18 protein-coding genes are annotated in these 17,197 nt (G+C 50.8%); 5 read left to right on the top strand and 13 right to left on the bottom strand.

All coding sequences use genetic code 11. The features are described 5' to 3' along the window. Window positions 1-63 precede the first annotated feature (63 nt). From dprA to HMPREF3168_RS01910, 5 genes are all read right to left on the bottom strand, one after another. The gene (gene dprA, locus HMPREF3168_RS01930) at window positions 64-903 is read right to left on the bottom strand and encodes a DNA-processing protein DprA (RefSeq protein WP_003613722.1); all 840 of its coding nucleotides are present in this window, start codon (window positions 901-903) and stop codon (window positions 64-66) included. Window positions 904-993: 90 nt separating this feature from the next. Then, window positions 994-1,764, bottom strand: coding sequence for a ribonuclease HII (locus HMPREF3168_RS01925; RefSeq protein ID WP_003613711.1), 771 nt, complete (start codon window positions 1,762-1,764; stop codon window positions 994-996). After that, window positions 1,754-2,611 (bottom strand): ribosome biogenesis GTPase YlqF, encoded by an 858-nt coding sequence (gene ylqF, locus HMPREF3168_RS01920; RefSeq protein WP_003613736.1) that lies wholly within the window; start codon window positions 2,609-2,611, stop codon window positions 1,754-1,756. Before ylqF ends, HMPREF3168_RS01925 begins: the two co-directional genes overlap by 11 nt. Before the next feature lie 74 nt (window positions 2,612-2,685). After that, on the bottom strand, window positions 2,686-2,916 hold the full coding sequence (locus HMPREF3168_RS01915) for a YozE family protein (protein ID WP_003613715.1): 231 nt from the start codon (window positions 2,914-2,916) through the stop codon (window positions 2,686-2,688). A gap of 3 nt (window positions 2,917-2,919) precedes the next feature. Beyond that, a complete protein-coding gene (locus HMPREF3168_RS01910; RefSeq protein ID WP_003613742.1) occupies window positions 2,920-3,792 on the bottom strand; it encodes a DegV family protein in 873 nt (290 codons plus the stop codon). Window positions 3,793-3,900: 108 nt separating this feature from the next. Here HMPREF3168_RS01910 and HMPREF3168_RS01905 point away from each other — a divergent pair, with 108 nt between their 5' ends. Continuing rightward, window positions 3,901-4,563 carry a PAQR family membrane homeostasis protein TrhA gene (locus tag HMPREF3168_RS01905; RefSeq protein WP_050952540.1) on the top strand — a complete coding sequence of 221 codons (663 nt, stop codon included), beginning with the start codon at window positions 3,901-3,903 and terminating at the stop codon, window positions 4,561-4,563. A gap of 25 nt (window positions 4,564-4,588) precedes the next feature. On the opposite strand, the gene HMPREF3168_RS01900 is transcribed toward HMPREF3168_RS01905, so the two are convergent. After that, the gene (locus tag HMPREF3168_RS01900; protein WP_003613764.1) at window positions 4,589-5,779 is read right to left on the bottom strand and encodes a CCA tRNA nucleotidyltransferase; all 1,191 of its coding nucleotides are present in this window, start codon (window positions 5,777-5,779) and stop codon (window positions 4,589-4,591) included. Between the two features lie 81 nt (window positions 5,780-5,860). Here HMPREF3168_RS01900 and HMPREF3168_RS01895 point away from each other — a divergent pair, with 81 nt between their 5' ends. Then, window positions 5,861-6,760 (top strand): YitT family protein, encoded by a 900-nt coding sequence (locus HMPREF3168_RS01895; protein ID WP_050952542.1) that lies wholly within the window; start codon window positions 5,861-5,863, stop codon window positions 6,758-6,760. Window positions 6,761-6,794: 34 nt separating this feature from the next. Here HMPREF3168_RS01895 and HMPREF3168_RS01890 read toward each other — a convergent pair whose 3' ends face one another. From HMPREF3168_RS01890 to HMPREF3168_RS01870, 5 genes are all read right to left on the bottom strand, one after another. Beyond that, window positions 6,795-7,040, bottom strand: coding sequence for a hypothetical protein (locus HMPREF3168_RS01890; RefSeq protein WP_002880208.1), 246 nt, complete (start codon window positions 7,038-7,040; stop codon window positions 6,795-6,797). Beyond that, window positions 7,041-7,556 (bottom strand): hypothetical protein, encoded by a 516-nt coding sequence (locus HMPREF3168_RS10570; RefSeq protein WP_231521211.1) that lies wholly within the window; start codon window positions 7,554-7,556, stop codon window positions 7,041-7,043. Then, entirely contained in the window at window positions 7,556-7,966 is a 411-nt protein-coding gene (locus tag HMPREF3168_RS01880) for a hypothetical protein (RefSeq protein WP_231521212.1), read from the bottom strand. Before HMPREF3168_RS01880 ends, HMPREF3168_RS10570 begins: the two co-directional genes overlap by 1 nt. Before the next feature lie 166 nt (window positions 7,967-8,132). Further along, a complete protein-coding gene (locus HMPREF3168_RS01875; protein WP_070488202.1) occupies window positions 8,133-9,905 on the bottom strand; it encodes an ABC transporter ATP-binding protein in 1,773 nt (590 codons plus the stop codon). Next, window positions 9,902-11,644 (bottom strand): ABC transporter ATP-binding protein, encoded by a 1,743-nt coding sequence (locus HMPREF3168_RS01870; protein WP_070488199.1) that lies wholly within the window; start codon window positions 11,642-11,644, stop codon window positions 9,902-9,904. The genes HMPREF3168_RS01875 and HMPREF3168_RS01870 overlap by 4 nt, the downstream gene beginning before the upstream one ends. A 394-nt stretch (window positions 11,645-12,038) precedes the next feature. Here HMPREF3168_RS01870 and HMPREF3168_RS01865 point away from each other — a divergent pair, with 394 nt between their 5' ends. Further along, entirely contained in the window at window positions 12,039-12,941 is a 903-nt protein-coding gene (locus tag HMPREF3168_RS01865) for a LysR family transcriptional regulator (RefSeq protein ID WP_070488197.1), read from the top strand. 70 nt (window positions 12,942-13,011) lie between these two features. Here HMPREF3168_RS01865 and HMPREF3168_RS01860 read toward each other — a convergent pair whose 3' ends face one another. Further along, window positions 13,012-13,809 (bottom strand): hypothetical protein, encoded by a 798-nt coding sequence (locus HMPREF3168_RS01860; protein WP_060598058.1) that lies wholly within the window; start codon window positions 13,807-13,809, stop codon window positions 13,012-13,014. A gap of 272 nt (window positions 13,810-14,081) precedes the next feature. Here HMPREF3168_RS01860 and HMPREF3168_RS01855 point away from each other — a divergent pair, with 272 nt between their 5' ends. Continuing rightward, complete coding sequence (locus tag HMPREF3168_RS01855; protein WP_002879859.1) at window positions 14,082-14,669, top strand: phosphatase PAP2 family protein; 588 nt, start codon at window positions 14,082-14,084, stop codon at window positions 14,667-14,669. A 95-nt stretch (window positions 14,670-14,764) separates the two neighbouring features. Here the strand turns inward: HMPREF3168_RS01855 and HMPREF3168_RS01850 are convergent, their stop codons facing one another. Further along, window positions 14,765-15,601 carry a DegV family protein gene (locus HMPREF3168_RS01850; protein ID WP_003613785.1) on the bottom strand — a complete coding sequence of 279 codons (837 nt, stop codon included), beginning with the start codon at window positions 15,599-15,601 and terminating at the stop codon, window positions 14,765-14,767. Between the two features lie 306 nt (window positions 15,602-15,907). Between HMPREF3168_RS01850 and eno the strand changes: the two genes are divergently transcribed. Continuing rightward, window positions 15,908-17,185: a phosphopyruvate hydratase gene (eno, locus tag HMPREF3168_RS01845; protein WP_002879863.1), complete on the top strand. Its 1,278-nt coding sequence runs from the start codon at window positions 15,908-15,910 to the stop codon at window positions 17,183-17,185. Window positions 17,186-17,197 lie beyond the last annotated feature (12 nt).

Genomic DNA, 17,197 nt, shown 5'->3' with positions numbered 1-17,197 from the left:
AATAGCATTGGATATGTTTTTGAATTCGGAGCAGACAGGCATTTTTTGCAAGAATTTAATCTTTCACAGGTCAATTTCCTTGTCGATAACCGGGGTTGCCCCGGCTGAAATCAGCTGGTTGGTGCCGGCCGACAAGGGGCTGGTGATTGCACCCGGGACGGCAAATACGTTTCGGTTTTCCTGCAGGGCCAAATTGGCCGTAATCAACGAACCGGAATGGGCTTTGGCTTCAGTCACGATCACGTTCTTGCAAATCCCGGCCAAAATCCGGTTGCGCTCTGGAAAGCGGAAGGGCCTTGGCGGCGTGTCGGGCAGGTATTCGCTAAGTAGGAGACCCCGGGCGGCAATTTGCTGCTGCAAGAGCGTATTTTCCCGGGGGTAAAAATAGTTCAGGCCATTAGCCACAACCGCGATGGTCTTGCCGCCAAAATTCAAGGCATTCTGGTGGGCCAGGGCATCAACGCCCTTAGCCAGGCCACTGGCGATCACCTGTTTTTTCTTTAGCAAAACCGGCATGAGGTTCTCAATCACCTTGCCGGAATATTGACTTGGCGTTCTTGACCCCACGATCACCGTCACCTCTTTTTCCAAAAGGGACAAGTCCCCCTTGGCAAAAAGCAAAATCGGCGGCCGATAAATTTCTCTTAACCGTACTGGATAAGCATCGTCAAAGAAACTAATTATTTTGAAATTCCTTTGCAAGTTTTCAATGGCACTTTCGTAGCGGTCACTTAAAAAGGCCCGCTCCACCCGGTAGAGGATTTCATCAGGCAGTTCCAGGCAGTTCAGCCATTCATGGTCTACGTCCTCATCCGGGGGCATCTGCTGCATGACCTGCAATATTTTGAGATAGCTGAGGCCCTTCTGCAGCTTCAGGCGCAGTAAGAATTCGGTTTTATTCATTTTTTCCCTCCACTTACTATTACGCCAAAAAGCGGGAATTTTCCTTTTTCTCAAAATTTTTCTTTTTTGACCAAAAAGAAAAAGACCGATCTAGTCAGCCTTTTTAAGTCCAACCATCTCGCTCACCGGACTGAAGGTCAGGCGGTGAATCGGCGTTGGGCCGTATTTTCTTAATGCTTCCAGGTGGTCCTTGGTTCCATAGCCGGCATTATGGTCAAAGGCATAGTCTGGATAAAGACGGGCGTAATCGTCCATCAAAGAGTCTCTGAAAACCTTGGCCACAATCGAGGCCGCGGCAATCGAGTTAGACTTAGCATCCCCCTTGATCAATTCTAGCTGGGGCAAGTCCACCGGCACGTTCATGGCATCGACCAGCAAAGCATCTGGCCTGGTGCTCAAAGCTTCCACGGCCTGCTTCATGGCCAGGCGGTCAGCCTCGTAAATATTGATCTGGTCAATCACTTTGTTGTCCATGACCCCGACGCCGACAGCAACAGCCTCTTGCAGGATCTTGGGATACAGGGCCAGGCGCTTTTGCGGACTCAGTTTCTTTGAGTCGTTGACTTCCAGTAAGGAAAAATCTTCCGGCAAAATGACGGCAGCCGCTACAACCGGGCCAGCCAAAGGACCCCGGCCGACTTCATCGACTCCGGCTACGAGCTGCCCTTTAGCCCAAAAATCCTTCTCGTAACTGAAGCGGCCCAAGAATTCTTCCTTTTGCTTAGCCAGCTTTTCCTGCCGGCGCTGGTAGCTGACCAGCAGCTTCTGGACCCCCTTGCGGTCGTCTTTGGCTAATTCCGCCAGAATAGCTGGGTCGATAGAATCCGCTTGCAGCAGGTCTTTAATTTCATTAATTTTCATTATTCGCGCTTGGCCGGTCCAGGCTGATCCTGCCCAGCTTGCCCTTTCTTAACCGCTGCAGCATGAAGAGGGAGAAACGGTCATAGTCGTCCCGCATCCCGTTGTTTTGAGTCATGGCCAAAAGCAGGTCAGTGTCGCCGATATTTTCCAGCTTGTCCTTAGTGCAGTTGGCGAACTTGGCCAGATAAGCCGGGTAGTACTGCCGCAGCTGCCGGATGACAAAAAGGGCAACGTCGTCAGCGTGGAAAATTGTGTCCTTGATGGCCCCAAAAGCAGCCAGCTTGTAGCCTACGTCCTGGTCTTCAAACTTTGGCCAGAGAATCCCCGGCGTGTCCAGGATCTGGATGCCATATGGGGTCTTCAGCCAGGCCTGGCCCTTGGTTACCCCCGGCCGGTCCCCGGTCATGGTGACATTGCGGCCAACCAGGCGGTTGATGATAGTGGACTTGCCGCAGTTAGGCACGCCAACTAGGCAGATGCGGATGATCGGGTTGGAGGCCCCTCTCTCTTCCAGCTTCTTGACCTTTTCGCTGGCTGCCTTCTTGATCAAGGTGATCAAGGCCTGCATATTAGTGTTGTGCTGGGCATCCATAGCCATGACCAAGGTGCGCGGGCCCTGCAATTTCTTTTGCCAGAGCTTGGTCATCACCGGGTCAGCCAGGTCGGTCTTGTTTAAAACGATCAGGTGGGGCTTGTCGCCGACCAGTTCACTGATCATCGGGTTTCTGGAAGCGCTGGGAATCCGGGCGTCCAAAACTTCAATAACAACGTCAATTAAGTTTAATTTTTCTTCCAGCTGATTCCTAGCCTTGTTCATGTGGCCTGGATACCATTGAATTTTAGTCATTTTTCCTCCCAAAAACAGCAGAAAAGGAAGCCGGGGCTCCCTTTCGTGCTTGTCACTGAATCCTAAAAATTATCCTAGTACTGCATTTTCTCTTCATAAGCCTGGTAAGCATCGTCAAAAATCGTCATGCTGGGTAGGTAAGCGGCATTTTCCTCCAGATATTCTGACAGCCTGGTCCGGTCCTGTTCCTGTCTGGGAAAGGTAGAATCAAACTGGGCGTTGTTGGCAAACTGGGCCAGGTCGCCATTTGAATCCGGATCGCGCAAAGTCATCAAAAACTGGTAAAAACTTTGTCGGTAGACCATATATTACTCCGTATAAAACATGACCGCGTAGGCCCCATGGCCGGCGTGGGTGATGATGATCGGGCTGGTTTCCTGGACCAGGATCTCCAGGTCCGGGTTGACCTCCTTGAAGCGCTGGGCGAGCTCTTCCATCTTGTCTCTGGTGTCGACATAGGAGATGCCGACATACTTGACCTTGTCGCCCAGTTCTTTCAACTGGTCGACAAGCATGTCGTCAAACTTCTTGATGAATTTCTTCCCCCGGCCCCGGTAAGGGACATTCAAGCTGCCCTCTTTCATGGTTAGGCCGACGTGGAAGTTCAAAGCTGAAACCACCCGGCCGGCCCACTTGCCCAAACGGCCGCCGGCTAAAATGTTCTGCAGGTTGGGCACCATCATTTCCAGGTACATATTCTTGCCGATCTGGTCCAGGTGAGCCAGGATTTCATCCATTTCCTTGCCCGCTTCCGCGTCCTTGGCCGCCTCAATGCAGTAGTAGCCTTGAGAGCGGTCAGTATAGCCGCAGTCGATGACCGTGATCTTGCCGGCTACCATTTCAGCGGCCTGGCGGGCGGAATCAACCGTCCCCGACAGGGTCTTGGCCATGAAAATCCCCAGGACTTCACTGCCGTCAGCCGTCAGTTCCTCCATTCTCTCCACGAACAGGCCGACCGGGGGCTGGCTGGTCTTGGGCAGCTTCTCTGCCTCATCCATCTTTTGGATAAAGTTGGCCCGGGTAATGTCAACGCCATCCGTGTAGGTATGTCCGTCGATTGTCAGCGACAGGGGCACCACCGTAATACCGTATTTTTCAATTTCTTTCGGACTCAGCTGTACTGAGGAATCCGTCATGATCTTGATCTTAGACAATTTAACTGACCTCAATTTCCAAATCATCCTATCAGCTTCTCAGTTGTGATAGAATTAGACTTAATACAGACTTTAGTATAGCAAATTTTCGGCTAAAAATTATAATTAATTGATCAAAACTGAAAGGGACTTTATATGGCTTTCAATCCTTGGCAGCCGGTCAAAGACCGGCCCAAATCTTACTATATCATTGACAATGTTCTCTCATCCGTCGTGCACGGGATCGGCTTCGGCCTCTCAATCGCCGGCCTGGTTATTTTGGTGGTCCGGGCCGCCCACAGCCACAGCGCCCTCAGAGTGACAACTTTTGCCATCTACGGGGCTTGCATGATCCTGCTTTACCTCTTCTCGACCCTCTACCACAGCCTGGTCTTTACCAAGGCGAACAAGGTCTTCCAGATCTTCGACCACTCTTCAATCTTTATCGCGATTGCCGGCTCTTATACCCCTTATACCCTGGTCACGATCGGCGGGGCTAAAGGCTGGGTCATGTTCGGCATCATCTGGGCCCTGACGGTCTTTGGGATCCTCTATTATATCTTCAACCAGGGCAAACACGTTATCGGCGACACCATCCTTTATATCGCCATGGGCTGGATGGTGATCCTGGCCGGCAGCCAGCTTTATTTCAGCCTGGGGCCGACCGGCTTCTGGCTTTTAGTCTCAGGCGGGATTGCCTACACCTTCGGCTGCCTCTTCTTCTCTATGCGGGGCCTGCCATATAGCCACGTCATCTGGCACTTCTTCGTTTTGCTGGGCTCCATCTTGATTTTCTTTTCAGTTTTATTTTATGTATAAAAAAGGCGCTGGTGACCAGCGCCTTTTAGATTGCCAAAAATTCCGCGATTGCCGCCTGGCTATTCTCTACCTGGCCGCTGACCACGCCCTCAAGGGCTTTGCGCAAAAGCTGGCCCAGTTCCGGTGAAGGCTTAATCCCCTGCTTAATCAGCCACTGGCCGTCAATGGCCAGCTCCCCTGCCGCCTTGATTGGCAGACGGTTATAGCGGTCTAACAGGATCTGGCTGGATAGAGGCTGGCCCAAAAGCCCCGCTAGCTTTAAAGCCGCCTCCAGGTTCTCCTGGCCGATTTCAAAGAGGTCAAAATCGCTCTCTTCCCCCCGGCTCAAGAGGTCAAAGGCGGCCACGATCTGTCTGACTTGCTGGTTCATTGCATTGGAGTTCTTCCAGGCCCGCATGAAAGGCGAAATCTTGTCAGCCGGCAGGTTGATTAAAACGGCGATCAAGCTCCAAAAGACTGCTTCGTCATCCGGACCAGCCTTAAGGTCAGTGAAGACAGAGAGCTGGTCCTTTTTCCCGGCCAGACCCGGGCATTCCTCGCTTAAGCCGGTGGCCAAAAAGTCCTTAAAAGCCTGCCGGCTGTTCTTGCCCAGGGCCAGCTTGACAAATTCTTCCCTGATTCTTTCCACGGAAATCTTGCTTAAAAGCTCGTGGTTGTCGATAATAGCCTGCCTGGTCTTTTCTTCCAGGCTGAAAGAGAGCTGGCTCATGAAGCGGACTGCCCGCATCATCCGCAAGGCATCCTCATGAAAGCGGTCTTCAGCCACGCCAACAGCTTTGATCACCCGCCGCTTCAAGTCGCCTAAACCGTCAAAAAGGTCAATGATCTCCCCTTGCCGGTTCATGGCCAGGGCATTGATAGTAAAGTCCCGCCGCTTTAAGTCCTCGTCCAGGTTCTGCACGAAGGTGACCTTGTCTGGCCGGCGGAAGTCCTGGTAGCCGGATTCCGTTCTGAAAGTCGTGATTTCGTAGCTGGATCCCCCATAAAGGACGGTCACTGTCCCGTGCTGGATGCCAGTGTCGATACTTTTGGCAAAAGTCTCCTTGACTTCTTCCGGGTAGGCACTGGTCGCGATATCCACGTCATGAATCGGCCGCTCTAAGAGCAGGTCGCGGACGCAGCCGCCGACGAAGTAAGCTTCAAAGCCTGCTTCTTCCAACTTTTCCAGGACCGGCATGGCCTGGGTAAAAACTTCCGTTATACGAATATTAGTCATCTTCTTCTCCACCTCGACTGTTTTTTGCTAAAATTGATTACGTATGGGGAATAATTTAAGAAATAAGAAAGGAGTATCGAAATGAACAAGCCAAAATTCAAATGGACCACTAGTGACACGATCGATATCCTGATGATTGCCCTGGGCTCGGCCATCTACGCCTTCAGCGTGGACATGGTGTCGATTCCCAACAAGCTGGCCGACGGGGGATTGTCGGGTTTCACCCTGATCATCCGCCACTTCTGGGGGGTCAACCCCGGTCTCAGCACCTTCATCATCAACATTCCCTTGATCTTTCTAGGCTTTAAATATGTGGGCAAGCGGGCCATGATTTATACCGTCTGGGGAACCCTTTGCCTGTCCTTCTTCTTAAGCATGTGGACCCTGCAGTCTATTATAGACCAAGTTCCCCTCCATCACGACCCCTTCCTGGCTACTGTCACGGCCGGCTGCTTGTCGGGGCTGGGACTGGGACTGGTCTTCCGCTTTAACGGGACCACCGGGGGCAGCGATATTGCCGCCCGGGTCTTGCAGGAAAAATACGGGATCACGCCCAGCAAGGGCCTTCTGGCCCTGGACTTCTTAGCCCTGGCCTGCTCCCTGTCTTACCTGGACTTCTTCCATGTCGGCTACACCATGGTCTCCTGCTTCATTTTATCCAAGGTCATGGCCCTGGTTACTGAAGGCGGGACCCAGGCCAAGGGGGCCTTTATCATTTCCCAGAACTACCGGAATATCGCCAAGCTGATTGACCTGCGCTTAGAGCGGGGCTTCACCTACATTAACGCTGAAGGCGGCTATTCCAACGAACCCCGTCACATGATCTACCTGGTCCTGTCGCCAAGGGAAATCCCGGAATTAAAGAAAATCGTCAAGCAAGAAGACCCGCAGGCCTTCATCATCTTCTTTGACGTCAACGAAGCTTTGGGCGAAGGCTTCAGCTACAAGACTAAGTCGCCAAGCTTATTTATCAGAAAGTAAAAGGAGTCACCAGCGTGACTCCTTTTTTCTTGCCTTAATCTTGCTTAATCCTGAGAGCCGCGTCCCGCAGCTTCTTGCTAAAGACAGGCGCCAGGTGCTGCAGGAGGCTGACCGGATTAATTTCGCCCTTGTCATAGACATTAGTCAGAAGCAAATAGGCTTGGATCTCACCAAAGTCATTCTTAACCGGAACCAGCAGGATGCGGTCAATATCATTCTTGGCGCAGAAATCCCCTTGTTCAGCAAAGTCAGCCTCTCGAGCTGAAGTATCTCCGGTCATTTAGGAGCTGCTGGTTGACCTCGAAAATTCCGCGTCAGTTGCTGCGATCCGCTTGAATTCCGACTCACCGCCTTCATCCAGGGCAAAGACCGTCACCACGCAGTTTGGCATGGTCGAGGCCTTGGTATAGTAATTGACCCAGCTGCGCAGGCCCCGGTGGTAGCACTGACCAGTGATAGCATGCCCCTTCAAGGCTTGCAGGCTGGTCGTCATCCAGCCCTCATCGCTAATGAAATAATCCTTGTATCGTTCGCCAAAAAGCTGCCCCTTGTTGACACCGGCTAACTCGCAGTATCGTTCATTGGCAAAGACATTTATCGTATCGATCACCTTATCGCCATGAGCATTGAGCAGGGGCTTATTGACCACCATCGGCAATGGCAAGTCCAGATATTCATCAAAGGCCTTAAAAGTACCTATTTTACCTGCACGACTCTTGCTGCGGCGGGTGGCCAGGTTGATCGCCTCCTGGCCGCTGGCTACTTCGCTGCCTTGGGCGAGACCAGCGATCGGCATTAGCTGGCAGCTAAAGCCATCAATTTCCTTAATAGCTGATAATTGCTGAACCAATTTGTCACTTTCAGCCTGGCACTCTTCTTTAGCCAACAGATTGCTGATTTCCAGCCAGCAACTTCAGCCTTGCGAACCTCAGCATTAAGCAGGTGCTCTTGCCCCTTGGCATCTGCAACTGTCATGTGTTCAAATTCGGCATGATCACCGCTTAGACCTGTAGTCAGCGGGAAGAGCTTTTCCCAGGCAAAATCAGTCAGTTCAGCCATATTTTTGCAGGCAAACAAATCCAGCAGCTTCTTATTGGCATAGACGATGGCCGTTTTATTATCCTTGACTTCCAGAACCAGGAAGGGCTCCCGGATATAAGTAAAAGACTTTCGCAAGAAATTTGTCAGATCATCTTTTTCAATCATATTACCAGCTTCCATCTAGCTATTTTTTGTCATTAGAGACTTGTACAAAGTAATTATACTAAATCCTTCTATCTTTTTCTCAAAAAATAATAGTATTTTTGCAATTATTTTACAAATTAAAACCGCTCTCACTTAGAGAACGGTTAAGAACTTAAAAAGTATTCAGTTATGATGGCAATTTCGCGAACTGGCTGCGGTAAAGCTGGCTGTAAAAGCCGCCCCGGGCCAAAAGGTCAGCGTGCTTGCCGCGTTCAATAATCTGCCCATCCTTCATCACCAGGATCAAGTCAGCATTAACGACCGTGGACAAACGGTGGGCCACGACAAAGCTGGTCCGGCCCTGCATCAACTTGTCAAAAGCAGCTTGAATCAGCATTTCTGTCCGGGTGTCGATAGAGCTGGTTGCTTCATCCAAAATCAGCATTGGCGGGTCCAGCAGCATGACCCTGGTGATACAGAGCAGCTGCTTTTGCCCGGCGCTTAAGCTGTCAGCGGAAAGGGGCGTGTCCAGGCCCTGGGGCAGGCGGCGGATAAAGCCCCAGCTGTGGGCAGCTTTAGCCGCTGCGATGATTTCCTCGTCAGTAGCATCTTCCTTGCCGTAAGCCAGGTTATCCCGGACTGTCCCCTCTTCCAGCCAAGTGTCCTGCAAGACCATGCCGAAATTTTTTCTTAAGGCATGGCGGGACATGTCCTTGATATTTCTACCGCCTAAGTAGATTCCGCCGGAATCCACGTCATAAAAGCGCATGAGCAGGTTGATGGTGGTCGTCTTCCCGCAGCCGGTCGGCCCGACCAGGGCAACCCGCATCCCCGGCTTGGCAGTCAAGTTGAAGTCCTTGATCAGAGGCTTGTCCGCCTGGTAGGAGAAGTTGACATGGTCAAAGACGACTGAACCGGTCTTGACTTCAGGCAAATTGCCATCAGCCTTGTTCAAGTCAACCGGATCAGCTTCCGGCTCTTCATTGATCAGTTCAAAGACCCGGCCGGCGCAGGCAGCCGCGTTTTGCAGCTCAGTAATCACCGAGCTGATGTCGTTAAACGGCTTCATGTACTGGTTAGAGTAATTCAGCAAAATGCTGAGCCCCCCAACCGTAAGACGCCCGCCCATGATGGCAAAAGCACCCGCCAAGGCGACCAGGGCATAAATCAGGGAATTGATAAAGCGGGTGGCCGGGTTGGTCAGGCTGGAATAAAAGGTCGCCTGCTGGCTGTATTCTTGCAGGCGGTGGTTTATTTCAGCGAAGCGGCTTGAGGCGGTTTTTTCATAACCAAAAGCCTTAACCACCTTGACCCCGCTCACCATTTCCTCAATCAAGCTGGTCTGCTCGCCCCGAGTCTGGCTCTGCTTTCTGAACATCTGGTAGGACCGGCTGGCAATAAAGCGGGCCACGATGAAACTCAAAGGAGTCAAGACCAAAACCAGGAGGGTAATTTCCACCGACTGGCTGAGCATGAAGGCTAGGGTAGCCACAATAGTGATCAAGCCGGAGAAAAGCTGGGAAAAGCCTAGGAGCAGGCCGTCAGAGAGCTGGTCGGTGTCGGCAATGATTCTGGAAACAATGTCCCCGCTTGGGTGCTGGTCCAGATATGACAAGGGCAAAAGCTGCAGCTGCCGGATGGCCTTTTCCCGGATATCCTGGACGGTCCGGTAGGTCAGTTTATTGTTGATCAGGCCCATCAGCCAGGTGGCGGCGGCTGAGACAATCACCAAGATTAAAATCTGGACCAGGTCCTGGCCAATAGCTGGAAAGTTAACTTTGCCAGGGCCGACAATCTGGTCAATGGCCCGGCCAAAGATGATCGGCACATAAAGCTGGGAGATAACGGAGACTGCCGCCAGAATTATGCTGATGAATAAAAGAAGGCGGTAGCGGCCGATAATTGGCAAAAGCTGCTTCATCGCCTGCCAGCTGGCCATTTTCTTGTCTTGCTTTTTCATCGGCTCCCCTCCTTATATTCTTTTGCTTCTTTTTCCTTCGGGAACTGGGAATAATAGATTTCCTGGTAGACCTGGCAGTTGGCCAAAAGCTCTTCGTGCTTGCCGCTAGCCACCAGTTTGCCATCGTCTAAGACCAGAATCTGGTCAGCCTGCATGATGCTGGAAGCCCGCTGGGAAACCAGAATCTTAGTTATGTCCTTCAAGCTGGCCAGAGCCTGCCGCAGACGCGCCCCCGTTGCCAGGTCCAGGGCGCTGTCGCTGTCATCTAAAATCAAAAGCGGAGCCTGCTTGACCAGGGCCCGGGCGATGGTCAAACGCTGCTTTTGCCCGCCGGAAAGGTTTCTGCCTTCCTGCTCGAGCTGAAAGTCCAGCTGGCCGGGCTTAGCCAAGACTACGTCTTTCGCCTGGGCCAGGCTGAGGGCCTGCCAGAGTTCTTTATCACTGGCCTCCAGCCTGCCCATCAACAGGTTGTCCCGGATGCTGCCGGCAAAAAGCTGGGCCTTTTGCGGCACCAGGGCATACTGGTCCAATAGTTCCTCTTGGGTCAGTTCCTTTATGGAAACGCCGCCCAGTTTGATCTCCCCTTCCCCGCAGTCATAAAAGCGGGTCAACAGATTCAAGAGGGTGCTCTTGCCGCTGCCCGTCCCCCCGATAATGCCGACGGTCGCGGCCGGCTTAATCGTAAAGGTCAAGTTTGAAACGGCCGGCGCGGAGGCTGCCGGATAGGTAAAGGAAACATTTTTAAAGTCAACCTGGCTGTTTGTGACCTTTGGACCTGCTTCAGGATAAGTCAAGTCATTTTCCGTGGCCAGAACCTGGCCAACCCGGTCTCCGCAGGCCCAGGCCCGGTTGATGGTGATAATCAGGCTGGCCAGCTTAATCAGTTCCACGATCATTTGGGCCAGGTAGTTGTAAAGAGCCACCACTTGTCCTTGAGCCATTGCTCCGGTATTTACCTGGACGGCGCCAACTTGAATCAAGACAATGGCCGCGATGTTGATCATGACATAAGTCACCGGGTTCATGGCGGCTGACAGGCGGCCGACGAACTCGTTCAGCTTGGTCATGGCGGAAACTTTTTTATCAAATTTGGCCACGGCGGCTCTTTCTTTTCTGAAGGCCCGGATGACCCGGACCCCGGCCAGGTTTTCATTGCTCAGGCGGGTAATTTCATCCAGCCGCTTCTGCACCTTCCGGTAAAGGGGGATGCTGACCAGCATGATGCCAAAAACGACCAGGGCCAAAAGCGGAATCACTACGGCAAAGATCAAGGCCGCTTTAACATTGACCGTAAAGGCCGCGATCATTGACCCAAAGACGATAAAAGGACTTCTTAATAAGAGGCGCAAAGCCATGTTGAAGCCGGTCTGCACCTGGTTGATATCACTGGTCAAGCGGGTGATCAAGGTGCTGGGCGGCAGCTGATCCAGATTGGCAAAACTGAACTTTTCCACCTTGTCAAAAGCCGCCTGCCGCAGCTGGCTGGCCAGGCCCACGCTGGCCTTGGCGGCAAACCACTGGGCAGTAATGCTGGCCGTGATCCCTAAAAGGGCCAAAAGGGCCAAGAGGCCAACCTGCTGGAAAACATAGGCCTGGTTTCTTTCTTTGATCCCGTAATCGATAATCCTGGCCACGACCAGGGGAACGAACAGGTCAAACAGGGCTTCTAGCAGCTTGAAAAGCGGGGCCAGAACGCTTTCTTTTTTATAGTCTTTGAGGTAGCTAAAGACGTATTTCATGTTCCACTTCCTTAATTTATTTGATGTTTCGAAATTCTATCATACTTTATTCTTATTAAAATCAACAAGCGCAAATTTCTAAATTTATTCTAAATCGATCATTTTTCCGAGTTTACCACTTGATTTTTTACAGGATTAGCAATAAAGTTTAGTCATAATACTAAGAATGAACACTTTTTCATTGTTAATACCTCAATTTCTTTTGCCTGGTAGCACTTTTTAACCGGGAAAATCAGAAATAGTTAGGTAAAATTTTTTTAAAGTTTCGATTTTTTAATAACAAGTGTTTTTATTTCTTGAGGAATTGATATATTATTATATCAGAACTGTTTGATACGCGTAGCATATATATCTGACATTTCAATCTTTTTATTATGAGGAGCTTAGTAAACCCGTGAGAATCGAACACCTAGAGATCTTTGTAAACGCCGCGCAGACGCAGAGCTTTACCAAGACTGCACAAAATATGAACATGTCCCAGCCAGCGGTTTCCCTGGCCATATCCTCAATCGAGAAGCAACTGGGCTACCAGCTGTTCAGCCGCTCCCGCCGCAAGATGCTGCTGACCCCGGCCGGCCGGTCTTTGTACAACAGCATCAAGAGCGAATTGAACGACTACCGGAACGCCGTTTCCAAGGCCAAGCGGATCGCCATGTCAGAAGGACAAATCACCTTGAAGGTCGGCTTAATCGGAATTCTAGCCGAACAGCTGATGCTTCCTGGCTTGATCCGCCAGTTCCGCAGGAGCCGCGACACCGTCAACATCGAATTCTTCGTTGAAAGCAGCCCGGTTCTCTTTGAGAAGCTGGCCTCCCACGAGCTTGACCTGGTCTTGTCAACTCCGGAAGCCATGCCGAAATTCCCGGACTTCACCGCCTACACGATCGGCAAGTTGAAGTGGTGCACCCTGGTGCCAAATGACCACCCTCTGGCTGAAAAGGACCTGCTTTCAGAAAAGGACCTGGACGGCAAGGACCTGGTCTTCCTGGACCTTTCTTGTTCATCACCGCTGATTACCTTGATGCAGGACCGGATTGAAAAGAACTGCAAGCAAAGCCGGATCTTCTTTGCCAACAATGTCGTGGCGCAAACTATGATGGTTTACACCCAGCAGGGCCTGGCTATCCAGCCGTACACCGGCCCGCTTGATGACGACAATTGCGAAGTCAACGGCCTAAAGCGGGTTCCCCTGGACGTCAAGGTCAGCTCAGACCTGACCCTCTTCACTTGCAAGGACGTCCTTAACGAACACGTCCTGGACTTGATGAACTGGCTCAAGGCACAAAAGCTGGGCTAAGATTATAAGTATACAGAAAAAATGCTCATCGGCTGATGAGCATTTTTCATTGCTGTTTTTTCGACTTGAGTTATTTGATTTCATTAAAGGACTTGTTGCAGTAGTTGATCAGCTGCCGCATGTCCTGCTTGCCCCAGTTCCAGGCCCGGAATTCCTTCAAAAATTCCTCTGAGCAATAGTTTAAGTAGTTGTCCTCTGCTTCTTCCAAAATCTGCCGGGGATCCATGGCCTTGATTTCTGCCAGCCGGCTTTCCCTAATATAAGCCGGGTCGTTTAAGAGAGACTTGCGGCTGACCGGCTTTAACTGGCAGCCCCAGCTGGCTGCCCGGGCGCTTGCCAGGTGCAAAAAGGCAGCGTTGTGGGTAATGCAGTCTTGCAGGATCTGCTGGCCCCGGCCAGATTGTCTGGGCATCTCCAAACTGAAGCAATACTGCCGGTCTAAAGTCAGAAAAAGACCGTGATTGTCAAGGCACTCAAACAGCTTCATCTGGTGCAGGCCCACCAGGTCAAGTGGCTTGTGGCGCATGATGAAAAAAGAGAAATAGGCATGTGAGCCAAAGGACTGCACATACTGGTCCGACATTCCGATCTGCCGGCAGAGCTGCTTTTTAATAGTCAGTTCGTGGGCCGGCTCCTTCTTTCTCAGTTCATGGACCAGCCGGCGGCATGTCTTCTTTTTAAGCAAGACCCAACCGGCATCGGCGTCATAAATGATCGTCCGGTACTTGCCCAAAAGCAGGTCCATCTGGAAGTCGTAGGCCGCGACCGTCTTCTGGTTTATCTGGTAGTCCTCGTCGGCCTGGGCAGCTATTTTCCCGCTAGCCAGTAAGGCAGGCAGATTCTGCCGGTCAACCACCGCCACATTCATATCGCAAATTTTCTTTCTCGTTCTCATTTTCTCCTAAACAAGCTCCTAACACTATTTACCGTTTATATGTTGTTATTTTTCTCCTGGTCTAATTTAACAAAAAGGTCTTTGTGAAGCAAGCGGTTTCATTGATTTTGGCCAACTTTTATCAGCCTTGTATGCGCTTCCGTTATTGGTTGATTTTCCAGCCGGGGACGTGTAGAATATTTTCCGTAAAAGTCCGGTTGTTTTCATCTGGACAAGTCAAGTTTTGCTAGAAGGAAAATGAAAATTTGCAAGTCGACCTTATCTCACTGACAATCTCAGGGCTGGTCCTGCTGGTCTTGATCCTCAACATTCTCTATTCCCCGGCCTTCAACCGCCTGGACCGGAAGCTGCACAAGAAACTGGTGCGGACGCAGAAGAATATTTTTTGGAAGATCATCGCCTTCATCAACGAGCCCAAGCTGGTCATTGTCTGGGACGTCTTGATTGCCGGCCTGCTCTTAAACGAAGACAATTACCGGCTCGGCCTTTGGGTCCTGGCTACCTTAGGCGTGACCGATGCAGCCGGTTTTATCGTCAAGCACCTGGTCAAGCGGAGCCGCCCTCATGCCCACCTATCTGAAGAAGAAGGCTACAGCTTCCCCAGCGGCCATGTCTTAGGGGCAACGACCATGTGCCTGATCCTTTACGCCCTGCTCAGACGGGAATTTGATCAGTTATTTGCCGTAATTCTTTTGATCTACTGGCTCTTTGTGGTTATCTCCCGCCTTAACCTCCGGGCCCACTACCCGTCAGACGTCCTGGGAGCCGTGGCCTTGTCGGTCTTCTGTTTTACAGTCGTGCAGACAATCTATGCTGCCCTCTTTTTGAAGTAGAACATAATACGTAACAGAGACGATAACGATATATAGGAGCAAAAAATCCAGAGTTCTAACTTAACAGAACCCTGGATTTTTTATTTTGCAGCTTATTAATTGTGAAAGCCGACCATGAGCCCCCCTCTTTCCGCGTAGAAAGAGCACAGGCCCTGCATTGGCCGGATGGTAATCTCAGCATCCGGATATTCTGCTAGCAGCAGTTCCTTCAGCTTTTCAGCATCAGCTTCATTTTCGCAGTGGTCAATCACGACCCGGCCGCCCTGGTACTTCTCTTCCTTCATCTGCTTGACCAGTTCCCGCAGGGCCTTCTTCATTCCTCTGGCCTTGGTCAAAGGCTGCAAGTCACCGTCAACGCTGGCCGTCCCGATTAAATTTATCTTCAGCATCCCCGCAATTTTGGCCACGGCTGGCGACACCCGGCCGTTTAAGGACAGGTTTCGCAGGGACTGGAGGACGAAAAGCAAGTGAGTCTTGGTCCGGTACTCGGCAATTCTGGCTTCCAAGTCAGCAAAGCGGAGCTTGTCATCTTTAAGAATGCTTTCGATCCCTTCCAGGATTACTTCCAGTTCCGGACCGGCTGACCGGGAGTCAACGACCACGATCTGGGCATGCGGGTGAGTCTCTAAGTAGATGTCTCTGGCCTGCAAGGCGGAAGAGTAGGTCCCCGACAAGCCGCTGGTAATCGTCACGATCACTGCCTTCTCGCAGCCCTCCAAACTATCCAGCCAGCGCTGGATGCTTGGCGCGGCAGTCTTGCCTGCCTCCTGGCTGGCCTCCATCTTGTTCAAAAATGCGCCCATGTCCAGCTGCTCGTCATCCAGCCAATTTTCCTGGCCGATGGTCAAAGTCAAGGGCACGACCTCAAGGCCGCGGCTTGGGTCGGTCAAAGTATTGGCGCTTGAATCAACTATCAGTCTCACGTTTTCCATAATATTATCCCGATTCTACATTGTCTCTGGCAGCTTTTCCTGCCTTGTCTGTTTCTAAATCTATTTTAACATTTTTTCCTTAACCGGGGAATTTTTTCACTAACCGCTTTCAAACTTGGATTTTGACCAAACTTGCTTAGCAAAAAGTAAAATTTGTAAAAAAGCGGTTTTGGGAATCGTTTTCAAAAAACTGGCTGTTTACGGATTCACAAGCTTATACTATAATGAACTTGTAAATAATTACAGAGCGAATGCTCTTGCTGTCGGAGAATTCCTCCGCCAGCGTATTTTAAGGAGGATTTTTTAATGACCAAGGTTGTTATTGAAAACGTTCATGCTAGAGAAATCTTTGACTCACGTGGTAACCCAACTGTTGAAGTTGAAGTTACTTTGTCAAACGGTGTAGTTGGCCGCGCTGAAGTTCCATCTGGTGCTTCAACTGGTGAAAACGAAGCTGTTGAATTGCGTGACGGTGGCTCACGTTTGGGCGGCAAGGGTGTTATGAAGGCTGTTAACAATGTTAACACTGCCATCAACAACGAACTGCAAGGCGCAGACCCATTCAACCAACCAGCTATCGACAAGGCTATGATCGAACTTGACGGTACTCCAAACAAGGGTAAGTTGGGCGCTAACGCTATCTTGGGTACTTCAATGGCTACTGCTGTAGCAGCTGCTAAGGCTACCCACCAACCTCTTTACCGTTACCTTGGCGGTACTGACTTGTCAATGCCTCAAACTTTCCACAACGTTATCAACGGTGGTGAACACGCTGACAACGGCATCGACATCCAAGAATTCATGATCACTCCAGTTAAGAAGACTTCATTCCGTGACGGCTTCGAAAAGATCGTTAACACTTACCACACCTTGAAGAAGGTTTTGGAAGAAAAGGGTTACGAAACTGGCTTGGGTGACGAAGGTGGTTTCGCTCCTAACATGAAGGACTCAGAAGAAGCTTTGAAGGCTTTGCACGAAGCTATTGAACGTGCTGGTTACGTTCCTGGCGAAGACATTGCCATCGCTTGTGACTGTGCCGCTTCATACTACTACAACAAGGAAGACGGCAAGTACCACCTGGAAGGCAAGGTTCTTGACGGTGACCAATTGGCAGAATACTACGACAAGTTGCTCGCAGAATTCCCAGAATTGATCTCAATGGAAGACCCATACGACGAAAACGACACTGAAGGTATGGTTAAGTTCACTCAAAGCCACAAGGACCGTCTGCAAATCGTTCTTGACGACTTTATCTGCACCAACCCACGTTTGCTGGAAAAGGCCATCAAGGAAGGCGCAGGTAACGCTTCATTGATCAAGCTGAACCAAATCGGTACTGTAACTGAAACTTTGGAAACCATCCGGATTTCACGTAAGCACGGCTACAACACCATGATTTCTCACCGTTCAGGTGAAACTGGTGACACCTTCATCGCTGACTTCGCTGTTGCTACTAACGGCGGCCAACTGAAGACTGGTGCCCCAGCTCGTTCAGAACGTGTTGAAAAGTACAACCAATTGTTGAGAATCGAAGAACAACTCGGTGACGGCGAACGTCTCGACTTCTTCCCAGCTCAAGACTAATCATTAAAAGAT

Origin of the sequence: Lactobacillus sp. HMSC08B12 (assembly GCF_001808415.1) — a bacterium.
GTDB classification, from domain to species: Bacteria; Bacillota; Bacilli; order Lactobacillales; family Lactobacillaceae; genus Lactobacillus; species Lactobacillus delbrueckii.
Note: the sequence above shows the minus strand (reverse complement) of the source record. Positions and strands in the feature narration are given on the sequence as shown.